Annotated in this window: 22 protein-coding genes; 2 read left to right on the top strand and 20 right to left on the bottom strand. The window is 63.9% G+C overall.

Annotated features, from left to right (window positions below; translation table 11 throughout):
* Positions 1 to 41: 41 nt before the first annotated feature.
* From B7P44_RS04475 to rfbB, 12 genes are all read right to left on the bottom strand, one after another.
* Entirely contained in the window at positions 42 to 1010 is a 969-nt protein-coding gene (locus B7P44_RS04475) for a glycosyltransferase (RefSeq protein WP_084901146.1), read from the bottom strand.
* 13 nt (positions 1011 to 1023) lie between these two features.
* Entirely contained in the window at positions 1024 to 2265 is a 1242-nt protein-coding gene (locus B7P44_RS04470) for a glycosyltransferase (protein ID WP_084906404.1), read from the bottom strand.
* A complete protein-coding gene (wecB, locus tag B7P44_RS04465) occupies positions 2258 to 3379 on the bottom strand; it encodes a non-hydrolyzing UDP-N-acetylglucosamine 2-epimerase (RefSeq protein WP_076481382.1) in 1122 nt (373 codons plus the stop codon). Before wecB ends, B7P44_RS04470 begins: the two co-directional genes overlap by 8 nt.
* A complete protein-coding gene (locus B7P44_RS04460; protein WP_084901143.1) occupies positions 3376 to 4950 on the bottom strand; it encodes a polysaccharide deacetylase family protein in 1575 nt (524 codons plus the stop codon). Before B7P44_RS04460 ends, wecB begins: the two co-directional genes overlap by 4 nt.
* On the bottom strand, positions 4947 to 6329 hold the full coding sequence (locus B7P44_RS04455; protein ID WP_084901140.1) for a phenylacetate--CoA ligase family protein: 1383 nt from the start codon (positions 6327 to 6329) through the stop codon (positions 4947 to 4949). The genes B7P44_RS04460 and B7P44_RS04455 overlap by 4 nt, the downstream gene beginning before the upstream one ends.
* Before the next feature lie 72 nt (positions 6330 to 6401).
* A complete protein-coding gene (locus B7P44_RS04450; protein ID WP_084901137.1) occupies positions 6402 to 7160 on the bottom strand; it encodes an ABC transporter ATP-binding protein in 759 nt (252 codons plus the stop codon).
* A 4-nt stretch (positions 7161 to 7164) separates the two neighbouring features.
* Complete coding sequence (locus tag B7P44_RS04445) at positions 7165 to 8004, bottom strand: ABC transporter permease (protein WP_059825130.1); 840 nt, start codon at positions 8002 to 8004, stop codon at positions 7165 to 7167.
* Positions 7991 to 9406: a mannose-1-phosphate guanylyltransferase/mannose-6-phosphate isomerase gene (locus B7P44_RS04440; protein ID WP_084906402.1), complete on the bottom strand. Its 1416-nt coding sequence runs from the start codon at positions 9404 to 9406 to the stop codon at positions 7991 to 7993. The genes B7P44_RS04445 and B7P44_RS04440 overlap by 14 nt, the downstream gene beginning before the upstream one ends.
* A 278-nt stretch (positions 9407 to 9684) precedes the next feature.
* Positions 9685 to 10593: a dTDP-4-dehydrorhamnose reductase gene (gene rfbD / locus B7P44_RS04435; protein ID WP_084901134.1), complete on the bottom strand. Its 909-nt coding sequence runs from the start codon at positions 10591 to 10593 to the stop codon at positions 9685 to 9687.
* Positions 10590 to 11141 (bottom strand): dTDP-4-dehydrorhamnose 3,5-epimerase, encoded by a 552-nt coding sequence (gene rfbC / locus B7P44_RS04430; RefSeq protein ID WP_084901132.1) that lies wholly within the window; start codon positions 11139 to 11141, stop codon positions 10590 to 10592. Before rfbC ends, rfbD begins: the two co-directional genes overlap by 4 nt.
* Complete coding sequence (gene rfbA / locus B7P44_RS04425; protein WP_084901129.1) at positions 11126 to 12019, bottom strand: glucose-1-phosphate thymidylyltransferase RfbA; 894 nt, start codon at positions 12017 to 12019, stop codon at positions 11126 to 11128. The genes rfbC and rfbA overlap by 16 nt, the downstream gene beginning before the upstream one ends.
* Positions 12020 to 12030: 11 nt before the next feature.
* Positions 12031 to 13092: a dTDP-glucose 4,6-dehydratase gene (gene rfbB / locus B7P44_RS04420; protein ID WP_084901127.1), complete on the bottom strand. Its 1062-nt coding sequence runs from the start codon at positions 13090 to 13092 to the stop codon at positions 12031 to 12033.
* 335 nt (positions 13093 to 13427) lie between these two features.
* Here rfbB and B7P44_RS04415 point away from each other — a divergent pair, with 335 nt between their 5' ends.
* Complete coding sequence (locus tag B7P44_RS04415; RefSeq protein ID WP_084901125.1) at positions 13428 to 14264, top strand: symmetrical bis(5'-nucleosyl)-tetraphosphatase; 837 nt, start codon at positions 13428 to 13430, stop codon at positions 14262 to 14264.
* A gap of 51 nt (positions 14265 to 14315) precedes the next feature.
* On the opposite strand, the gene B7P44_RS04410 is transcribed toward B7P44_RS04415, so the two are convergent.
* The 8 genes from B7P44_RS04410 to B7P44_RS04375 form a co-directional block, all read right to left on the bottom strand.
* Positions 14316 to 15173, bottom strand: a complete 858-nt coding sequence (locus tag B7P44_RS04410) for a lysophospholipid acyltransferase family protein (protein WP_084901122.1) — start codon at positions 15171 to 15173, stop codon at positions 14316 to 14318.
* 17 nt (positions 15174 to 15190) lie between these two features.
* The gene (locus tag B7P44_RS04405) at positions 15191 to 16468 is read right to left on the bottom strand and encodes a dihydroorotase (protein ID WP_084901120.1); all 1278 of its coding nucleotides are present in this window, start codon (positions 16466 to 16468) and stop codon (positions 15191 to 15193) included.
* Between the two features lie 53 nt (positions 16469 to 16521).
* Positions 16522 to 17553 carry an aspartate carbamoyltransferase catalytic subunit gene (locus B7P44_RS04400; RefSeq protein ID WP_059654764.1) on the bottom strand — a complete coding sequence of 344 codons (1032 nt, stop codon included), beginning with the start codon at positions 17551 to 17553 and terminating at the stop codon, positions 16522 to 16524.
* A gap of 73 nt (positions 17554 to 17626) precedes the next feature.
* Positions 17627 to 18142 (bottom strand): bifunctional pyr operon transcriptional regulator/uracil phosphoribosyltransferase PyrR, encoded by a 516-nt coding sequence (gene pyrR, locus B7P44_RS04395; RefSeq protein WP_084901118.1) that lies wholly within the window; start codon positions 18140 to 18142, stop codon positions 17627 to 17629.
* Positions 18129 to 18578: a Holliday junction resolvase RuvX gene (ruvX, locus tag B7P44_RS04390; RefSeq protein ID WP_084901115.1), complete on the bottom strand. Its 450-nt coding sequence runs from the start codon at positions 18576 to 18578 to the stop codon at positions 18129 to 18131. The genes pyrR and ruvX overlap by 14 nt, the downstream gene beginning before the upstream one ends.
* Positions 18575 to 19153 (bottom strand): YqgE/AlgH family protein, encoded by a 579-nt coding sequence (locus tag B7P44_RS04385; RefSeq protein WP_059611337.1) that lies wholly within the window; start codon positions 19151 to 19153, stop codon positions 18575 to 18577. Before B7P44_RS04385 ends, ruvX begins: the two co-directional genes overlap by 4 nt.
* A 173-nt stretch (positions 19154 to 19326) precedes the next feature.
* On the bottom strand, positions 19327 to 20634 hold the full coding sequence (locus tag B7P44_RS04380; protein ID WP_084901113.1) for a hypothetical protein: 1308 nt from the start codon (positions 20632 to 20634) through the stop codon (positions 19327 to 19329).
* 105 nt (positions 20635 to 20739) lie between these two features.
* Complete coding sequence (locus tag B7P44_RS04375; RefSeq protein WP_004186709.1) at positions 20740 to 20910, bottom strand: rubredoxin; 171 nt, start codon at positions 20908 to 20910, stop codon at positions 20740 to 20742.
* A 218-nt stretch (positions 20911 to 21128) separates the two neighbouring features.
* On the opposite strand from B7P44_RS04375, the gene B7P44_RS04370 reads away from it, so the two are divergent.
* Complete coding sequence (locus B7P44_RS04370) at positions 21129 to 21995, top strand: hydroxymethylpyrimidine/phosphomethylpyrimidine kinase (RefSeq protein ID WP_084901110.1); 867 nt, start codon at positions 21129 to 21131, stop codon at positions 21993 to 21995.
* Positions 21996 to 22030: the final 35 nt, after the last annotated feature.

Raw genomic sequence — 22030 nt, 5'->3', positions numbered from 1 at the left:
CAAAGGACCACTCAACGTGTCGCAATGAGTATCGAATTGGCTCAGGCTCGCACGCGCAGCACGCGAACCAGAGGCTCGAGGCATTGCGGCATCAGGTACTGGTTGTGGACGTTGCGCTGCAGTTGCGGCGAGACCGGTGTCTCGAGAGCAGCCTTGACCCCCGCCTGAATCGAAGCCGGCGACATTGGATCGACCTGATGCGCCAGTTCACCGAAATGCTCCTGCGTCCACGGCCCCTCTGAGAGAACCATCGGCACGCGCGCCAGCGCAGCTTCAAACGCAGAGAAGCCGGCGGGTTCGAGCGAAACTTCAATGAACGCCTTACAGCCTCGCAAGGCCGACCGCAAAATCTCCGACTTCGGCTGTATATACGGCAAGAATTTGAAGTGCGATGGAGCCGCCCTCACGCATGCTTCGTAGTAAGCACGGTCACGATAGTCCCCGACGAACACGAGGGGAATCTTCGAGTCACGCAGCGCGTGGATTGCCGCCAATTGATTCTTGCGTTCTTCGATGATCCCAACCGACAGCAGGTATTCGTCGAGCTTGTAGGTATCCTTGAACAACTGCCCGTCGACCAGCTCCTCGAAACACGAATCGACGCCCCACCGGCAGTACGCCACTTTCGCTTCGTCTAGCGAAACGTGCTGCGCAACGTTCGCGTACTCAGATTTCGACTTGAATACAACCACGTCGGCGAGGTCGAAGAACGCCGCGACCGAGTCCTTCTCGCCCTGCGCCGGCGCTTTCGACCACCATACTGCAGGCATCAGGACCAGCTTCTTGCCGGCCGCTTTCACTTCGCGGACGAATTCCATACCCGTCGGCACAACCGAGTAATGCAGGACGACATCGTACCGATTGAGCGGCTGGCAGCCCGGGCCGTAAAGATCCGCGCGAACGCCAAGTTGCCGCAGATTCGCCAGCAGATCTACCAGTTCAAGCTCTCCACCGCCGCGATGCAGAAATGCCGCGGGATAGGTCGTGATCAAGACACGCGAATCGCTCATTCAACACTCCAGTTTAATGTTCGGAAGCAACCGGTTGCGGCCGCTCCCGGCCGGCCTGCCGCCACACGTGATTCAGCATTTTAACGGTTCGGGCTTCCCAAGTATTGTCGCCCACGCCGGCCCGCGCCTCTGCCGGCGTCAGTTTGCCGCGTTGCAATTGCCGCTCGATCGCCTCCACGAAGCGCTCGGGCGTGTCGCCGACGTCCAGTCCATCCAGCCGCTCACGGGTAAAATCCAGCGGGGTCGAAACTACCGGCAACCCTGCTGCCAAATACTCAAAAAACTTCATCGGGAACATCGAACGCGTGTAGTCGTTCAGCAGGGTCGGCAGCAACCCGACGTCCATGCCTCGCAGGTAGTCGGGCAACTCTTCATAGCGCCGATACCCCAGGAAATGCACGTTCGGCAATCGCTTAAGTTGTGTGATCAGTTCGCTGCGCTGCCCTTCCCGCTCCTCTCCGATGAAGATCCATTGCCAATCCGGCCGTGCACGCGCGGCGGCCAGAACAAGCGGGAAATCGACCTTGAAATCGGACAAGACACCGTGGTACACGAGCCTCACGCCGGAAATGTCGGCCACGGCGCGTGGCAATGGTCCGGGCTCCAACGCTCTCCCGAAATGGTCGGCATCGACAACGTTGGAGAAGAAGTGCGTATTCGGATTAAATGGCAAGCACTGGTCTCGCAACGCGACAGCCGTTGTGAATACCGAATCGCACTGCTTGAGCAGGTCTTGCTGCGCGCTGCGGAAGGCCGGGACATCCACCCCCGGAATAGCAGCGAGATCGTCCACGCAGTGATAGACGAGTGCGCCGCTTTCCAGATCTCGAACGGCATCGAGCATGAATGGGTGGTAAGTCCAAACAATCGGCTGCTGAAACGAGCGCCGGCGCGCAAACCGGGCGATGCTCCACCGCAGCAACGTCTGGTTGAAGCGACGCACCAACGGCCAATGGTGCTTTGCCGGAATCATCAGCGGCGAAAGCACCCAGACATTGGACTCCCGCTGCGGCGGCGCAACGAAATTGGAGCGCACGCCTTGCCACAGACGGCGCCAGATGCGCCCCCAGTCCTTGCCGCTTGTGAGCTTTGGCGAGCGCAAGCCTACGCTCTCAACATACAGCACGCGCCAGCCACTCTTCGCGAGCACTCGCGCGGTATGCTGCTTGTTCGTCCAGTATGGCTCGTCCCAGTCGGCTGTCGAAAAAAGCACGCAATCGCCACGCGAGCCAGGCCACCCTTTCACTTCAGCCACCAGACACCTCCTGTGGCTGGCCAAGCAGGCTCGCGACGATACGCTGCGACGCCCGGCCGTCTCCATACGGGTTCGGGCGATTGCGCAGCGTCCCGCGTCGTGCCGCGTCATCGAGCCACGACGACGCTGCCGCCTCGATCCGATCGGCAGCCTGTCCGGCCAACGTGGCGAATCCTGCTTCGACGCCCTCCCCTCGCTCGGTGTGATTGCGCATCACGACCACCGGAACACCAAAGCTCGGCGCCTCTTCCTGGATACCACCGGAATCGCTGATGACAAGCGCGCTGCGGCTGATCAGATAAAGGCTGGACGGATAGTCGACGGGCTCAATCAATGCGAGATTCCGCACCCCCGCCAGCTCGCGCATGACGGGCTCCCGAATCGAAGGATTAAGATGAACCGGGAAAATCCATTGGTACTGCGTGTAACGTTCGCACAAGCGCCGCAGAACCTGGCAGATGCCCAACAGGGTATCGCCGAAGTTCTCACGACGGTGACAAGTCACCAGAACGAATGGTCGCGTCACATCGCACGACTCAGGCAAATGGAGGGATGCGGGCGCATCGAGCCATTCATGTTTCGCCAGTGCAATCGCATCCACGACCGTATTACCGGTCACAACGACGGACGCGTCGTCGATCCCCTCGCGCAGCAGGTTCCGGCGGGCGGATTCGGTCGGGGCAAAGTGGCGGGTCGCGATCCGCCCCAGCAAGCTGCGGTTGGCCTCTTCGGGAAATGGGCTGGAAAGATCGCCGGTTCGAAGCCCCGCTTCGACGTGACCGACCGCGATACCGCGATGAAATGCAGCGAGGCCGGCACACAGCGCAGTCGTCGTATCCCCTTGTACAAGCACCCAGTCCGGCTTCTCTCGCGCGAGAACGCCATCCATCTCGGTCAGGATGCGTGCCGACAGGACGTTCAACGACTGCCCAGGGCTCATCGTATCAACGCCGACGTCCGGTTCGATGCCGAAATAGGCAAGCGCCTGGGCCAGCATCTCCCGGTGCTGGCCGCTCGTGCAGACGACTACATCGACGTTGCCACGCAATGCCGCGACGACGGGCGCCAGCTTGATCACTTCGGGCCGCGTGCCCATTATGACCATGACTTTCATCGCAGCCGCCCGCTATCGGTGACCTCAAGAAGCTCGCCACGATATTCGACCGCAAGCGGAAGCGGCGCTGTGGCGCCACGCATCGACGTCACGACATAAGTGTCGCCGTCCTCGGTCAGGTCATGCATCGACTTTGCAAGCAGGAAATCCATTGCGACTTCTTCGTTGATGAAGAGCGGACGTTTGGCGCGAGCGCGCATGTAGCGAACGAATTCCACGTGCGCCGAGATACGTTCGTCCTCGGTCCGCCAGCCGTACTGATATCGTTCGGAAAACGGATGATCAAGATAGCCGAACAGCGTCTTCGTCTCATAGGCGAGGTCGAATGCAGCCTTGAACACGGCGAACGGATCGCCCTCCGCCAGCATGCAATCGCCGTGAAGCATACATTGCTGGCTATGTCCTACGAACCCCTCCGGCATCCCAGCCAGGATGCCGCCGCGGGCCAACAGGAACTCCGGATCGTTTCGGATGATTCCGCCGATACATCCGGCATAACCCGCATCGGCCAACCCCTCGAGCGCATAGTGCGGCGTTTGGTGAAACGGAGATACCGCGTATCGCACCGGTCGAGCAATGACCGACTCAAGCAGGTGCGCGGATTCACGACCTTCCGCAAGCGCGGCCGCGTAGCTCCCCCCCCAGTTTGGCGCGTGCGTCGCTGTGTGGGAAAGTATCGCCGCGCTCGGATCGGCGGCCAACTCCTTCAGGATCACGTGATGCGTCGTATTCCCGAGGTTGGCGGTATGCACCGCCAGCGAAAACGGCACCCCAAGTCGGCGATACGCGTCCCAAAGCGGGCGGGCGGATTCGACGTCCTCGTCGCAATCAAGTCGCGAGGTAATCACGGCGTCATAGCCCCATGGGACTTCGCTCAACACGGGTTGACAGTGCAATTCACCTGCCCTGTAACCCGACAGGAAGTTCTCGACGACGCGCCATTCGAACGAATCACAAGGGCCGACCGGCCGATTGACCCACAGCACGCTCGTCGCTTCGTCGTCCCACAAGGCTGCATACGCAAACCGGCAGTCTTGCTCGATATACACGGACGCGAGCCGAGCGGACTCCGGGACATCCAGCGGAGCGCCGACCGACCAGATTGAATCATCCGATCGAATCGCGCCAAAACCCAGGTTGTTCCACTCATCAGTGAAATCGAAACGCTCGAATGGCCGCACCCACTCCCGCCCGCCGAGGGAAGCGACGAGCGTCGTATAACGCACCGTTGCGCTACTCTGGCTGGTGCAGCGGCTTGCCGCCGGCGCACTGCGTGCTGCGTCGGCGAAACCTTCCACATGCTCAATCTGTCGACAATTCAGACGAGTTGCGAGCGCATGCGGCATTCGCCCAAACACAAGCAATTTGCGTCCAGGCGTCCCAAGCCAACTGATCAAAGCGTTGGCAAACTCATCTGGCACGTCGACAGCAACCAGCACCGATGCAGAGCAGGTGCTCAGCACGCTAAGACCAAGTGCGCGCGCTTGCCCCAACCCGACGGAACGATGCAGCGACGCCAACACCAATCGCCCCGCAACCGCCGAGCTAGCTGAATAGATAACGCCGATCATGCAGTCACCACATGGCGGAATTTGGCACGGCTCCCTACCCGCACCAGCGCATCATGACCGACATACTCGATTGCGAATGCGTCACCCCAATAGCCGCGCAGCTTGCGTGTCGTGTCCTCTTCGGCCGCCCACGGCTCAAGCACGATGCGCAGCGTAGGCGGTACGGTACGTAGATCGATCTGAAACTCCTGAATGCCACCGACCCGGTGATCGAGCATGTCCTGAATGTGATGCGTTGCATGAGCAACGCCGTTGATCGGTACGACGTCGTGAATCCGGCCAACCACGTCGGCCAGATACATTGCGCCATTGCGCTCTTCGACACGAGCGAGATCACCCGTTGCATAGCGAATCAACGGCATGAGGTGATTGCGGAATCCCGTGAATACCAGCTCGCTGGCGCCGTCTGCTTCCGCATCGAGTTGGCGACTCTCGGGCCACCCTTCCGATTCGAGAATCTGAAATCCTGCGTCGTGGCCGTCGAGTTCGTACGCCATCACTCCGAGTTCGGCGAGACCGTAGCGGTTGATCACGCGGCACCGCAGCGCACGCTCGATGATCAAGCGCGCCTGGGGCTCAAGCAATTCGCCGCTCGACTCGAAAACTTCGAATGCCTTGCCGCTCCCGTATTTCCTTTCGACGTAACATGCGAGCGCATACATGGTCGATGGATGCCCGTGCGCGAGAAATGGCCGCCGCGCCTTGAGCGTTTGCCAAATCTCCTCGAGACCTTTGTCGTCGATGCTGTCAAAGAAGATGTTGCTTCGATTCATCGCGAAGCATTTAAAGTCTTCGCGGGATGGCCAATTCGGAGCGGCCTCGCCAGGGAAGCGACAGGCAAAATGCAACTCTGGCCGGTAGCCGCGCTTGCCGATCCGTTGACGCGCGTAGAACGTCACGGCCGACGAATAATCAGCAGCCTCCTGGTCGTAGTAAATCGTGCACGAGAGGCCGGTGGACCCCCCCGTCTTGCACGCATGATGCCGCACCGCTTCCAGTGGCTTTGAAAGCAGACGCGCCCCCTGTTCTCGTATGATGTCTTTGGTCAGATACGGTAAAGACTCGAGATAGCGCGGATCCAGGCCGGCTTTCAGCGGATCGAAATTCCTTTCGCGGAAAAGATCTCGGTAGTAAGGCACATGCTCGCCGGCGAACTGCAGGATCTGCACCAAACGATCGAGCGCAATCCGCCTGCGTTGCTCGACCGGCAGTGCATAGTGCCGGTGCAATTCCGTGACCTTGGGACGGACGTTGCGCTTTTCGCGACTCTCCGCGATCGGGTATGCGATATACGCTCCCGCGGCACCTTTCAGAAAGCGAAAGGGCTGGTGCCTGAACAACGACCCGCCATAGCGAATCAAAGGATGGTCTGAACGCATGTTTGATGCCTTTCCCGGCTCACCGGGTGAGCCGCCGTTTGATATTCGATCGCCTGCGGCGGAGGAGCGCTTTCAGGAAAGCGACGACGCGGTGGGCGGTGCTTGTACCGCGGGTGTGATCGGCTCGTCCGCCACGATCTTCCCGTGCTCGAGGCTGATTTTTCGGGTGCACACGCGCGCGACCAACGTCGGATCATGGGTCGCGATCACGACAATGGATGCATTCCCCACCAAGGTTTCAAGACGTCGCGCAGCCTTGGCGCTGAACTCGGCGTCGCCGACGCTGAGCCACTCGTCCATGATCAGAATGTCGGCCTCGACACTCGTCGAGATCGCGAACGCCAGGCGCAGCATCATCCCGCTCGAATAAGTCCGGACCGGCAGGTTCAAGTACTCTCCGAGGTCGCTGAAATCAGCAATTTCGTCGATCTTGCTGCGAATTCTGCTTGGCGACAGGCCGTCAAGAATGCCACGCAGGTAGATATTTTCGAACCCGGTGGCATCCGGATCGAGCCCCATGGACACGTCCAGCAGCGAGGCAACCCTACCGTGCACCTTCAGCTTGCCTCGGACCGGCTCGTAGACCCCGGACAGCGTACGTAACAGCGTAGTCTTTCCGGAGCCGTTATGCCCGACAAGGCCAACACGCGCACCGTCGGTGAACTCGAAACTCAGGTCATCGAGTGCGCGAACGATCGTATGTTTTCCCGCATCCTGACCGATGCGACCACCGGTCGTCAGATTCAGTACCGCTTTCTTCAGTGAGCGATGGGAATTTTCGTAAATAGGGAATTCGACAAATATTCCCTCTGCAACAATAGATGAACTCACGGTATCAAAGCCAGTATGGAACCCGATTACGGGTGCGTCGCATCAGGAATTGCGAAAATGCAAGCCCTGCGACAAGCATTGCCACCGACCACACCCAGGATTCCCAATGTATCGGTCGACCGGTAATCGGCGCACGCACAATTTCCATCAAGTGATAGAGCGGATTGTATTCAGCCACCCAGGCGCGCTCCTTCAGAATTTCAGGAGACCACATCACCGGCGTGAAAAAAAACACCACTTGAATCAAATTGGTAACGATCGGCGGAATATCGCGAAAACGGGCACACAATATCCCGAGCGTTACACTGATCCATACTCCGTGCAGCAGCAGCAGAAACAATCCAAGCGGCACCAACAGAAATTCCCATGTGGGCCAGTGTCCGAATGCGATCAGCAACACCACGACGACCGGGAAACTGTGAAGCATGATCACGAAGTTGCGCCATACGATACGACATGCATGAATCGTAAGCGGAATCCGTATCTGCTTGATCATGAAGGCGGAACCAATGAAAGCGTTACACCCCTCATTCGCGACGGTCGCCAAGTACTGCCAGAGAACCAGCCCTACCGCCAGATACGGCAGGTAGTCCTTGATCTCCTGGTGCAGGAGGGTCGAGTACAGTGCGCCAAGCACGACGACCATGATCGCCGTGCTGAGCGTAAACCAGAACGGCCCTATCACCGACCGGCGATATCGCTGGCGAATGTCATGCCACCCCAAGGTTCCCCACACGCGCGCCGACTTCACGCCAACGAGAATGTCGTCGCGTCCGCTGTGAGAGCCAAGGTCGCTGCCTCCGCGGTCGATTGCCGCAGCTTCAGCGCTGTTAAGCACGCCCATAGACATCCTCGAATCTGACGATATCGTCCTCGCCGAGATACTCCCCGCTCTGCACCTCGATCATCACGAGATCGACGACGCCAGGATTTTCGAGACGATGCTTGTGTCCAGCCGGAATGTACGTCGATTCGTTCGTCGAAACGAACAGTTCCCGATCACCATTCACGACTTTCGCCATTCCGCTCACGACAATCCAGTGCTCGCTGCGATGGTGATGCATCTGCAGGCTCAGGCTTGCGCCAGGCTTGACCTCGATGCGCTTGATTTTGAAACGGGCACCTTCTTCCAGCACCGTATACGTCCCCCACGGACGATGAACAGTACGATGCAATTTATGCGCCTCGTGACCGCGCGCCTTCAATTCCGAATAGATGTGCCGTACGTCCTGCGCCCGATCGCGGTTGACGACAAGCAGCGCGTCCGGCGTATCGATCACGATCAGATTATCAACGCCAACCGCGCCGATAATTCTGTCGTTGCTCATCAGGTAGCAATTTCCGACATCGTGCAGCAACGCTTCGCCCTCAACCCGATTGCCGTTGCCGTCCGGCTTGCAAAGCTCGCTAATGGCGGCCCACGATCCGATGTCGCTCCACCCGATCGTGCACGGGACGACAGCAACGTTTGTCGATTTTTCCATGACCGCATAGTCAATGGAGTCATCCGGTACGGCACCAAAGCGCTTGGGTTCCAGTTGAACCTGTGTCCAGCCGTGTCCTTCCGAAATACGGGACGCCTCGATGCACGCCTGAGTGGCCCGCAAGATCTCCGGACAATGCGCTTCCAGTTCGCGCAACATGGCGCCGGCCGTAAAACAGAAGAGCCCCGAGTTCCAGAGGAACCGTCCGGATTCCACGTATTCTCGAGCTGTTGCAAGTGCCGGCTTCTCGACAAACCGCAACACCTTGTTACCGTCGGCTTCGATGTAGCCATACCCGGTTTCGGGCGTTTCGGGACGGATACCAAACGTGACGATCTTGCCCTGCTCGGCCAACTTGACGGCCTCGTCGACGGCCTTGGCGAATGCGTCCTGATCGGAGATCAAGTGGTCCGCAGCCAAAACAAGCATCGTTGCGTCAGGGCCGGACACCTGTGCTATGTGCGAGGCCGCCGCAGCAATTGCTGCCGCCGTATTGCGGCCGAACGGCTCACAGATGAACGACGTTGCAACGTTGCCTGTATTGACCTCCCGAAATTCGTCTTCCGCCTTGAAGTACAGGTCCCGGTTCGTCACCGTGAGGACCTGCTCGACGCCCGGCAAGCCAGTCGCGCGAAGGAAAGCCTTCTGCAGGAGACTCTGCCCGTCAGAAAGGCGAATGAAGGGCTTGGGATGCATTTCTCGCGACACCGGCCACAACCGCGAACCAGCACCGCCACACAGGATGATCGGGATTAAACTCACAAATTCCTCGCTGCACAAACTTTACTGAAAGGTTGTCGATCATCCTGCGCCGCCCCTGCGGCTACGCCCGGATCAGTGCTTGCTGATCGAAGCGGGACAATCCTGTACACCCTTAAAAATGGGGCACTATCTGAGACTGTTGTGAACAAATTTTAGCGTATGACGCCGCCCCTGAATATTGCCCCCTCGGATTCTAGACACACTTTTGCCACGTGCGCCCCGTAGGGAGTGCTACGAATTGCAACGGGTGAAAGAGGATTTTTCAGTACCAGACTCGATCAGTTCGCCGCGCTACCGCGAAACATGTCATCCAGCACGAGCCCAAGCGCCTGATCCCAGGAGGGTCGAGCGAGTTCGAACGCAGCATCGAACCGGCTACAGTCGAGAACCGAATACGCTGGTCGCCGCGCCGCTCTCGTCAGGTCTGACGAAGTGATCTCGTCAACGCGGGTTGCGCGCAAGTCGTGAACACCCCGCGCCCTCATTCCACTGACGATCGCCTGTGCGAATCCGTGCCAGGTCGTTTCGCCTCGCAATGTCAGATGGTACAGCCCGAGCTTTGACAGGTCGCCGCTACTGCGCAACTGAATGACAGTTCGCAGCGCCTGTACACTCAGGTCGCCAAGAACGCGTACCGCTGTAGGCGTGCCATGCTGGTCGGCAACGACACGCAATATTTCTTGCTCGCACGCCGCTTTCGCGATCGCTCGCAGAAAATTGCGCCCACTGGTGCCGTAAACCCACGAGGTCCTGAACACGAGCCAGTCAGCGCCGGCATCGGCGATGGCCTGCTCGCCTGCAAGCTTGCTTCGCCCATAGGCCGTTTGCGGGTCCGGCCGAACGTCCTCTCGATAGGGCACTTCCGCCAGACCATCAAAGACATAGTCCGTGGAATAGTGCAGCAACAATGCGTTCAGCGTCCTTGCCGCAATAGCCAGTTCACCCACCGCGGCTGCATTGACCGTTGCCGCCAACTCGTGATGCGTTTCCGCGTCGTCGACCGCGGTGTATGCCGCCGCGTTGACGATCACGTCGGGACGAATCGCCGCGATCGCCGGCCCGATCGTCAATGGGGAACTCAAATCAAGAGTCTGCCGATCAACTGCGAACACCTCACCCAACGGCAGCAGCGATCGTTGCAGTTCCCAGCCCAGTTGCCCACGCTTTCCGATCAGCAGGATCCTCATGCATACACCTCCGCGTCAACCAACCGCACACCCGCCGCATCCTTGACGGCAAGAACAGGTGGCGTGTCGAGAGGCCATGTGATGCCTACATCGGGGTCATTCCATTGCAGACAGCGCTCGTATTCCGGATACCAAAAGTCCGTCGTCTTGTACAGAAACTCGCAAGAGGCCGTAAGTGTCAGAAATCCATGTGCGAAGCCTGCCGGCACCCAAAGCTGCCTGTGGTTGTCCGCGGACAGGTGCAACCCTACCCATTTGCCGAAGGTCGGTGAACGCTTGCGAATATCGACCGCGACGTCAAACACTTCACCCTGGATGACGCGAACCAGCTTTCCCTGCGCATGCCGGATTTGATAGTGAAGACCGCGAAGCACCCCCCTCTCCGATCTCGAGTGATTGTCCTGCACGAACTCGACGCCCGGAGCGACTTGCTCCGCGAACTCGCGCGCGTTGAAGCTTTCGTAGAAATACCCACGCGCGTCGCCGAATACCTTCGGCTCGATGATCTTGACTTCCGGCAGCGCCGTCGCGGTTACTTGGATTGCCATGCGACCTGGTCCGAAAGAATGTGTTCGAGATAGCGCCCGTAGCTGTTCTTTGCGAGCGGCACCGCAAGCTTGCGCAACTGATCCGCGTCGATCCACTGCCTGCGATACGCGATCTCCTCGGGGCAGGCAACGACGAGCCCCTGCCGCTTCTGCAACGTTGCGATGAACGTCGCGGCATCGATCAGCGAATCGTGCGTGCCGGTATCGAGCCATGCATAGCCGCGCCCCATGATCTCGACGTCGAGCTTGCCGTCGGCGAGATAGCGCGAATTCACGTCGGTGATCTCGAACTCGCCGCGCGCGGACGGCTGGATATCGGCGGCGATGTCGCACACCCGGTTGTCGTAGAAGTACAGGCCCGTCACCGCATAGTTCGAGCGCGGCACGACCGGCTTTTCCTCGATCGACAGCGCGTGAAATTCCTTGTCGAATTCGACGACGCCGTAACGCTCGGGATCGTTCACGTGATACGCGAACACCGTCGCGCCCGACTCCTTCGCGTTCGCACGCTCCAGCTGCTTCGCGAGATCGTGCCCGTAGAAGATGTTGTCGCCGAGAATCAACGCCGACGGATCGTTGCCGACGAAATCCCTGCCGATGATGAACGCCTGCGCGAGCCCGTCCGGTGACGGCTGCACCGCGTAGCGGATATTCATCCCCCACTGGCTGCCGTCGCCGAGCATCGCCTCGAAGCGCGGCGTATCCTGCGGCGTCGAAATGATGAGTACGTCGCGGATCCCCGCCACCATCAGCGTGGACAGCGGATAGTAGATCATCGGCTTGTCGTAGACCGGCAGGAGCTGCTTCGATACGACATGCGTGATCGGATACAGTCGCGTGCCGGAGCCGCCCGCGAGAATGATGCCTTTACGTGCCATCGACCATGCCCTCAAGTGCGTTGCGCGTAATTCGTCTCGACCCAGTTGCGATATTCGCCCGACACGACGTCGTCCACCCACGCCTGATTGTCGAGATACCAGCGTACGGTCTTCGCCAGCCCCGTCTCGAACGTCTCCGCCGGCTTCCAGCCCAGTTCACGCTCGAGCTTGCGCGCGTCGATCGCGTAGCGGCGGTCGTGACCGGGACGATCCTTCACGTAGGTGATCTGGTCGCGATAGGAGCCCGCCGCCTTCGGCCGCGCGTTGTCGAGCAGGTCGCACAGCGTGTGCACGACGTCGAGGTTCTTCTTCTCGTTCCAGCCGCCGATGTTGTACGTCTCGCCCGGCACGCCGCGCGCGAGCACCTCGCGGATCGCGCTGCAGTGGTCTCCGACGTACAGCCAGTCACGCACGTTCTGGCCGTCGCCGTAGATCGGCAGCGGCTTGCCCGCGAGCGCGTTCGCAATCATCAGCGGAATCAGCTTCTCGGGAAACTGATAAGGGCCGTAGTTGTTCGAGCAGTTCGTGGTCAGCGTCGGCAGGCCGTACGTATGGTGATAGGCGCGCACGAGATGGTCGGAGCCGGCCTTCGTCGCGGAATACGGGCTGTTCGGCGCGTACGGCGTCGTTTCGGAGAATTGCGGATCGGTCGCGGACAGCGAGCCGAATACCTCGTCGGTCGACACGTGCAGGAAGCGGAATCCGGCCTTGTCGGCATCGCCCAGACCGCTCCAGTGCGCGCGCGCCGCCTCGAGCAGCGTGAACGTGCCGACGACATTGGTCTGCACGAAATCGGCGGGACCGTGGATCGAGCGGTCGACATGGCTTTCGGCGGCGAAGTGCACGACGGCGCGCGGCTGGTGCTCTGCAAACAGCGCATCAAGCGCAGCGCGATCGCAAATGTCGACGCGCGCGAATACGTGCTTCGCATTACCCTCCAGCGACTGCAGCGTGCGCAGATTGCCCGCATAGGTCAGCTTGTCGACGTTGAGCACGGGTTCGTCGTTGTGGTGCAGCCAGTCAAGAACGAAGTTGGCGCCAATAAACCCCGCACCGCCCGTAACCAGGATCATGAGACTCCCTCTAGAAATGTGCGCTATGCCCAGCCGGGCGCTTGCCGCATGGCATATCGCAAGTGGCAACGCCCGGGCCACGTCAGGCCCGGATTTTACCCGGTCGCCATGATCGTCAAAGTCATGAAATGCTAATTTTTTGCGAGGCAAGCGACAACTACAGGAAATCATGCACAGCAATAACCATGCCTCAACCAACTTGATACAGCGCTCCGGCCCTGCATCATCGGGAAAAATTCTGTCAGATCAAATGGTTGAAGTGGTGTGAAGATTGCACACCCGTTGTAGAGTTCTCTTTTCTACCGAACCGCCCAGCTTTGCAACCACCCGCCCCCATGCCCCCTCCTCCCATCGCCATCGGCGACATCCAAGGCTGTCATTCGGCTTTCCTCTCACTGACGGAAAAGCTTGCCGCCCCGCCCGACACCCCGTTCTGGATTGCCGGCGACGTCGTCAACCGCGGCCCGGGCTCCCTCGCCGCCCTGCGCGCGCTCGTCGACCTCGGCCCGCGCGCCACCGTCGTCCTCGGCAACCATGACCTCCACCTGCTCTCGGTCGCGGCGGGCATCCGCACCGAGCGCCCGGGCGACACGATCGGCGAGATCCTCGACGCGCCGGACGCCGAGGCATTGCTGGAATGGGTCCGCCATCTCCCGTTCGCGCATGTCGAGCACGGGATGCTGCTCGTCCATGCGGGCGTCCTGCCGCAATGGGACGTCACGCTCGCGCTGGAGCTCGCCGACGAACTGCAGCGCGCGCTGCGCGCACCGGACTGGCGCGACACGCTGCAGCACCTGTACGGCAACGATCCGAACCAGTGGCATCCGAACCTGAAAAAACGCGACCGGATGCGCGTCGCGTTCAACGCGTTCACGCGCATCCGCTTCTGCACGCCGGACGGCGCGATGGAATTCCGCACGAGCGGCGGCCCCGCCAGCGCGCCGCCCGGCTACCTGCCGTGGTTCGACGTGCCCGGCCGCCGCACCGAAGACGTGACGGTCGTGTTCGGACACTGGGCCGCGCTCGGCCTGATGCTGCGCGACAACGTCATCGCGCTCGATTCGGGGTGCGTATGGGGAAATCAGCTGTCGGCCGTGCGCCTGACGGCCGATCCGGCCGAGCGCACGGTCACGCAGGTGCAATGCGAAGCGTGCCGCACGCCCGGAGAGTGAAGCAATGAGCGCACGGGTGGGCCGGCTGCCCGCATACGCGGGCAGCCGGCCCTAGCCTTCGCGGCCGGGCACCGGCTCGTCGGCCGGACCGTCGGCGGCCGCGCCGGCGCCGAGTTCGGTCGCCGGGTAGGCATCCCGGGCTAGCTGCTCGAGCACCTCGGCCGTGGGCCGGCCGACGCGGGCCTGCATCGTTTCGAGCGCCGCCGCGATCGACTCGCGGGCTGCGGCGGACGTCGCGCGCCGGTCGCCGCCCGGCTCGATCGGATCGCACACGTACAGGTGCGCGACGAGCGGGCCGCCGTTCAGCACCAAGTCGAGCGACTTGCCGAGCGACAGCTCGCCGATGTACGCCGGCGCGACGGACTGGCGCCCCTGCGCATCCTCGTACATCAGGCAGACCGGCTGCACCGCGCAGCCGGCGGACACCGCGGCCTGGAACAGGTTCGCGTGGAACGGCAGCAGCCCCTGCCCGTCGGACGTCGTCCCTTCCGGGAACACGCACATCAACCCGCCGTTGCGCAGGCGCTCGGCCATCTCGTGCATGATCCGCATCGCCTCGGTACGCTTCTCGCGCTGCAGGAACACGGTGTCGAGCTGCGCCGCGAGCCAGCCGACGACCGGCCACTGGCGCACCTCGGCCTTCGACACGAACGGCGTCGGCCGCCACGCGTTGATCGTGTAGATGTCGAGCCACGACACGTGGTTGCCGACGACAAGCGCGCGCGCGTCAAGGCGCGCGCCGTCGTTGTGGACCACGAGACGCATCCCGCAGATCCGCAGCAGCTTGACCGACCAGCGCCGGGTCATCTCGACGCGTTGCGCGGGCGCGAGGCGCGGAAAGCGCAGCGCGACGATCGCCATGCCGCGCAGCAGGTGAAAGACAAGACGCAACTTCCGAAGGGCTGTCATGGCGCGGGTCCGGCGATTCAGTTCTCGAACGCGACCTGCCCGGCGACGAGCGTCGCGCGCACGCGGGCCGGCAGTTCATAGCCGAGGAACGGCGAGTTGTGGCCCTGGCTCTTCAGCCCGCGCGGCTCGACGCGCCAGTGCGCGCGCGGATCGAACACGCACAGGTCGGCCGCGCCGCCTTCGGTCACGCGGCCTGCCGCCGGCAGCTTCAGCACGTCGGCAGGCGCGGACGTGATGCGCCTGAGCGCCTGCGCGAGCGGCGTGCCCGTCTCGTCGGCCCACTTCACCGTCAGCGACAGCAGCAGCTCGAGGCCGGTCGCGCCGGGCGTCGCCTCGCCGAATGGCAGCAGCTTCTCGTCGTCGTCGACGGGCGTATGGTCGGAGCAGATCGCGTCGATCGTGCCGTCGGCAAGCGCCACGCGGATCGCCTCGCGGTCGCGTTCGCTGCGCAGCGGCGGATCGAGGCGGAACTGCGAATCGAAATAGCCGATGTCGACGTCGATCAGGTGGATGTGGTTCGCGCTGACGTCGCAGGTCACCGGCAGCCCTTCCGCCTTCGCCTCACGTACGAGCGCGAGGCCGGCCGCCGACGACAGCCGCGCGAGGTGCACGCGCGCGCCCGTCACGCGCATCAGCTCGAAGATCGTGTGCAGCGCGATCGTCTCGGCCGCGACCGGCACGCCGGACAGCCCGAGCCGCGACGCGAGCGGGCCGCTCGCGGCCACGCCGCCACGGCCGATGAACGCGTCGAGCGGGCGCAGCCACGTGGTGAAACCGTAGGTGCTCGCATACTGCAGTGCGCGCAGCAGCACCTGCGTGTCGCGCACCGGCACGTTGGCGTGCGTGAAGCCGACGCAGCCCGATTCGGTCAGCGCGACCATCTCGGTGATCACCTCGCCCTTGAGGCCGACCGTCAGCGCGCCGAGCGGATAGACGTTCGCCTGGCGCAGGTTGCTCGCACGGTACCTGAGCATCTCGACGAGGCCCGGCTCGTCGAGCACGGGGTCGGTGTCCGGCGGGCACACGAGGCTCGTCACGCCGCCGGCGACGGCCGCGGCCATCTCCGATGCAAGCGTCGCCTTGTGCTCGTAGCCGGGCTCGCGCAGCCGCGCGCACAGGTCGACGAGGCCCGGCGCGACGATCATGCCCGTTGCGTCGATCGTCTTCGCGGCGTTGAAATCGGCTGGCGCCGTGCCGACCGCGGCGATCTTGCCGGCCGCGACGAATACGTCGGCCTGCCGTTCGGTGCCGGCGACCGGGTCGATCAGCGTGCCGCCTTTGATATGAATCTTCATGCGCTGTCTGTGAATGCGTTGAATGCGTGTAAGGGGGGGCGTGGCGCGCGGGCTCAGTCGTTGTTGCCGGCGACGATGCCCATCACCGCCATCCGCACGGCGATGCCGAACGTGACCTGGTTGAGGATCACCGACTGCGGGCCGTCCGCGACCTGCGAGTCGATCTCGACGCCGCGGTTCATCGGGCCCGGGTGCATCACGATCGCGTCCGGCGCGGCAAGCGCGAGGCGCTCGGGCGTCAGCCCCCAGGTCTTGAAGTACTCCTGCGCGGACGGCAGCAGCGCGCCGCTCATCCGCTCGTTCTGCAGGCGCAGCATGATGATCACGTCGACGTCCTTCAGCCCCTCGTCGAGGTTGTGGAACACCTTCACGCCCATCTGCTCGAGCCCGCCCGGCAGCAGCGTGCGCGGGCCGATCGCGCGCACTTCCGGCACGCCGAGCGTGGTCAGCGCATGGATGTCAGAGCGCGCGACGCGCGAATGCAGGATGTCGCCGACGATCGCCACGCGCAGCTTCGTGAAGTCGCGCTTGTAGTGTCGGATCGTGTACATGTCGAGCAGGCCCTGCGTCGGGTGCGCGTGGCGGCCGTCGCCGGCGTTGATCACGTGCACGTGCGGCGCGCAGTGCTCGGCGATCAGGTACGGCGCGCCGCTCGACGCATGGCGCACGACGAACAGGTCGGCATGCATCGCCGACAGGTTGTTGATCGTGTCGAGCAGCGACTCGCCCTTGCTCGTCGACGATGCGTTGATGTTCAGGTTCAGCACGTCGGCCGACAGGCGCGTCGCGGCGATCTCGAAGGTCGTGCGGGTGCGCGTCGAGTTCTCGAAGAACAGGTTGAACACGGACTTGCCGCGCAGCAGCGGCACCTTCTTCACTTCGCGGTCCGTCACGCTGACGAACTGCTCGGCGGTATCGAGGATGTGCGTGACGATCGAGCGCGGCAGCCCTTCGATCGACAGCAGGTGCTTCAGCTCGCCGTTTTTCGTGAGCTGCGGGTTGCCCTTCAGGAAGCCGTAGCGGAATCGCTCGGGGCTCGCGGCCGCAGCGGGGTTGCCGGTGCGGCCAGTCGTGTCGGTGGTCATGATGTGCGTGAGTCCAACGTATGCAAACGGGCCGCGGCGCGAACCGCCGGCCCGGGATCCTGGTTCGGGGCGCTCAGCCGCCGTGCGCCTCGACGCGCAGCGTGAACTGCGCCGCGTCGTCGCGCGCGAGCACGAGGGTCGCGTCGGCCGGCACGCCGACCGCGCCGCCGGCGAAACGCGCGGCGACCGGCAGCTCGCGGCCGCCGCGGTCCGCCAGCACCGCCAGCTCGACCGCGGCCGGACGGCCGTAGTCGAACAGTTCGTTGAGCGCCGCGCGGACGGTGCGCCCCGTGTACAGCACGTCGTCGACGAGCACGATGCGCGCGCCGTCGACGTCGAACGGCAGCGAGGTCGGGCTCGCCTGGCTGTGCAGCCCCTTCTTCGCGTAGTCGTCGCGGTGCAGCGCGACGTTCACCACGCCGAAGCCGGGCGCGCCGAGATCGCGCGCGAGCCGCTCGGCCAGCCACGCGCCGCCGCTGTAGATGCCGGCGAGCCGGGGGCCGCCCGCATCGGCGAAGGCCGCGCCGTACGCATCGCGGATCTGGTCCAGCAGGACGCGGTATAGCGCCTCGGCGTCAATGGTGCTCATGGTCGGACAATTGGTCGAGATACTGTTGAAGGATGACGCGCGCGGCCTCGGCATCGAGCATCTCGGCGCGTGCGCGGCCGCGCACGTCCCGCGCGCGCAACTCGGCCTCGGCCTCGACCGACGAATAGCGCTCGTCGACCCAGGTCACCGGCAAGCCGAAGCGGCCGTTCAACTGGTTGCCGAAACGCTTCGCCTGCTGCGTCATGTCGTGCGGCGTGCCGTCCGGATGCATCGGCAGGCCGACGACGAGCGCGTCCGGCTGCCATTCGGCCAGCAGGTCGCCGACCGCCTTGAAGCGGTGTTCGCGGTTCAGGTTGGGAATCACGACGAGCGCGCGGGCCGAGCGCGTCAGCGCATTGCCGATCGCGACGCCGATGCGTTTCTCGCCGTAGTCGAACGCCATGAGCGTCGCGTCACGCGCGCTCGTGCCGTTCATGCGTGCCCTGCCTCGCCGGACAGCATCGACGAGCTGACGCCGAGCAGGCCGAGCGCAGCCTCGAAGCGCTCCTCGGCCGGCGTGTCGAACACGATCCGCGGATCGGCGGCGACGGTCAGCCAGCCGTTGCGGGAGATTTCCTCCTCGAGCTGCCCCGCGCCCCAGCCCGCATGGCCGAGCGTCAACAGGAAGCGCTTCGGGCCCGTGCCCGTCGCAACCGCCTCGAGCACGTCCTTCGACGTCGTCATCTCCAGCCCGCCCTCGACGGACATCGACGAGTTGTAGCTCGCGCCCTCCACCGGCTCGTGCAGCACGAAACCGCGCTCCGTCTGCACCGGGCCGCCGAAATACACGGGGATGTGCAGGAGCGGCTCGATCTCGAGCTTCAGGTCGATGCGGTTGAACAGGGATTCGAGGTCGATGTCGGTCGGACGATTGATGACGAGGCCGAGCGCGCCGCGCTCGCTGTGATCGCAAAGGTAGACCACCGTTCCCGAGAACGTCGGATCGGCCATGTTCGGCATGGCGATCAGGAACTGGTTGGTAAGGTTGATGCGATCGGAAGGCTTTGACATGGTTTGGATTTTAGCAAAGACACCGCGGCCTGTTGGTGGCCGCGATCAACAAGCAACGCCGCACCGCGCTGGCAACGGCGCGCACGGATCACACGGCACTCTAACATGCACACGGGAGCCGGCGGCAGCGCGTTGCGGGGCGCGCGGCACGGGCGTCCGCAGCGCGTCAGGCATCATCCGTGCCCGGTCCGGCCGAGCGTGGCGCCAAGGGCTTCGCCGGCGGCGGTCAGGTCCGGCGGCGCCACGCCGGCCGCGATCTTGAGCAGCGCGGCGCGCAGCATGTCCGACGCATGCCGGTGCGCCGCGAGGCCGCCTTCGGCCGCCGGCACGCCATGCGCGGCGCGGCGCCACGCGAGGCCGAGCGCGTCAGCCAGCAGCGCCGCATGACCGAGGCCGAGCGCACCGGCCGCCGCGCCCACGCGGTACGCGGCTTCGGCCGCACGCCACGCGGCGCTCGCGTCGGCCGTCGCCGGATCGGCCGCGAGGTCGGCCATCGACGCATCGGCGGTCTGCAGAAAATCCTCATACGCATGCGCGTTGACGGTCACGACGCCAAGCTCGCGGATCGGCGCCGCCGCGACCGCGTCCTGCTCGGCGCGCGCGGCGTCGGCCTCCCACAGCGCTTCGGACGCCGGCGTGCCCGCCACGTGCCAGTCGACCGTCAATCCGTAATCGTGCAGCACGTCGACGAGCGCGACGTCCTCGGCCGCCGCGCCGAACAGCGCGAAATCGCGCCACAGCAGCGCCACCGTCTCGCGCACGAGGTCGGGCGGCGCGGCCCGGCGGCCCTGCACGTGCTCGCCGAGCAGCAGGTTGGCGCGAGCGAGGAAGCGTTTCAGTTCTCCCGCGCCGCTTGCGCGCAGCGCGCGCATGCACGCGGCCGCAAGCCGCCAGAAGTCATAGGGCGCGTCGGCGGCGAGTTCGGTCATGCAGGCGTCGAGCGCGTCGAGCGCCGCCTCGGGCGGCAACTGCTGCGCCCGCAGCGCGGCAAGCAGCGCCTGCTCGTAGCGTGCGCGCGTGCGCGCGCCGGCCGCGGCGGGCAGCACGCGCAACGATGCGGGCGGCACCGCGCGGCCGGCGAGCGCGAGCGTGTCGTACGGCACCTGCACGCGCAGGTCCGCCGCGCTCTGCGCGCGCAGCGTGCGGAAATGGTCGAACAGGATCGGCGAGCAGGCGAGCTCGCGCAGGTTGTGTCGCGCGACCGCGGCGCGAAAATCGCGCAGCGCGGCCCGGCACCCGGCGGAAGTCGGCTCGGTGGCGACAAGCGCGGCGGCCTGCGCCAACTGGCCCGCGAAGCGGGCGGCGGGCAGCCAGCCGGCTTCGGCGAGCACGGCCGCGGCCGCGGACAACGGCGCGGCCGCATCATCGCGGCGGTCGAACGCCGCCTCGGCCGCCGCGAGCCACGCGTCGGCCGCCCGCACCGCCCCGCCGCGCGGGTTGGGCAGCGCATCAATAACGGGGATTACCGCCGGATCGGACATCGAGGGCACTCGCGCTGGTCATGGCCAAGCTGCTCGCGTGACCGCGGCGCAAAAGCGCCGACGGCACCGAGGCCGGAGCGGAATGTCCTGAAGGCGACGGTCCGGTCAGATCTGGACCATCTCGAAGTCTTCCTTGCGCGCGCCGCATTCCGGACACGTCCAGTTGATCGGGACGTCTTCCCAGCGCGTGCCCGGGGCGATGCCCTCTTCGGGCAGCCCGGCTTCTTCGTCGTAAATCCAGCCACAAATCAGGCACATCCAGCTCTTGTATTCCATCTTAAGCCGCGTAGGGAAGGTCGGTAAATTCGGGAGCCATGATGGTACCGTGTCGGGGCCGGACTGCCTAGCGATCGCGCTCTACGAGCACGCCTTCGTTGCGCCGCGCTAAAAAATCCGTTCTGCGTGCCGGTTTTCCGCCGCATAATGGCTGCGAAGGGCTCACTACGCTGGTGCAGCCCGCCCCGCTTGACCGTTTCTTCTTGCCCCATTTGTCCATGTCCAGCAACGCCCCTCCGATCGTCCTTACCTTCGGCCTGTCCGATCCCACAGGCGGCTCCGGCCTCCAAGCCGATCTGATGACCCTGGCGAGCATGGGCTGTCACGGCGTGTCCGTCCTGACGGGCTACACCGTGCGCGACTCGGCCGCCTGCGACGAGGTGACGGGCCTCGATCCCGATGTCGTCGCCGCGCAGGCGCGCATGCTGCTCGAGGACATGCCGGTCGCCGCGTTCAAGATCGGCGCGACCACGCGCGCGGAAGTCGTGAGCGCGATCGCCGAGGTGGTCGCCGACTATGACGGCGTGCCGCTCGTGCTCGCGCCCGATTTCACGCTCGACGACGAGCACGTGCTTGCCGCCGACGACCTGCGCGAATCGATTGCCGACCTGCTTGCGCCGCAGACGACGCTGCTGGTCGCCGACCATGCGACGCTGATCGCGCTCGCGCAGCCGGACGGCGACGCGGAAGCGCCGAACCTCGACGCCGCGCTGTCGCACCTGCTGTCGCAGGGCTGCGAATACATCCTCGCGTCCGAATCCGGCTCGCACCGGCTCGTCAATACGCTGTACGGCGAGGAAGGCCAGATCCGCGAGGACATGTGGGACCGTACGCCGCACCGGCTGATGGGTCTCACCGATACGCTCGGCGCGGCGATCGCGGCGCTGCTCGCGAACGGGCAGGAACCGCCCGAAGCGGTGCGCGAGGCGCAGGAATACCTGTACCAGGCCGTGCGTGACGCGTTCCGGCCGGGCATGGGCGCGTACCTGCCGGACCGGTTCTTCTGGGCGCGCAGCAACGACGAGGATGCGTCGCCGCCCGCGATGACGCCGGACTCGCTGCCGAGGACGACGCACCGGCATTGAGTCGTCGATTGACGCCGCCGCACCCGCTGCGGCGA

Source organism: Burkholderia ubonensis subsp. mesacidophila (assembly GCF_002097715.1).
In the GTDB taxonomy this organism is placed as follows: domain Bacteria; phylum Pseudomonadota; class Gammaproteobacteria; order Burkholderiales; family Burkholderiaceae; genus Burkholderia; species Burkholderia mesacidophila.
Note: the sequence above shows the minus strand (reverse complement) of the source record. Positions and strands in the feature narration are given on the sequence as shown.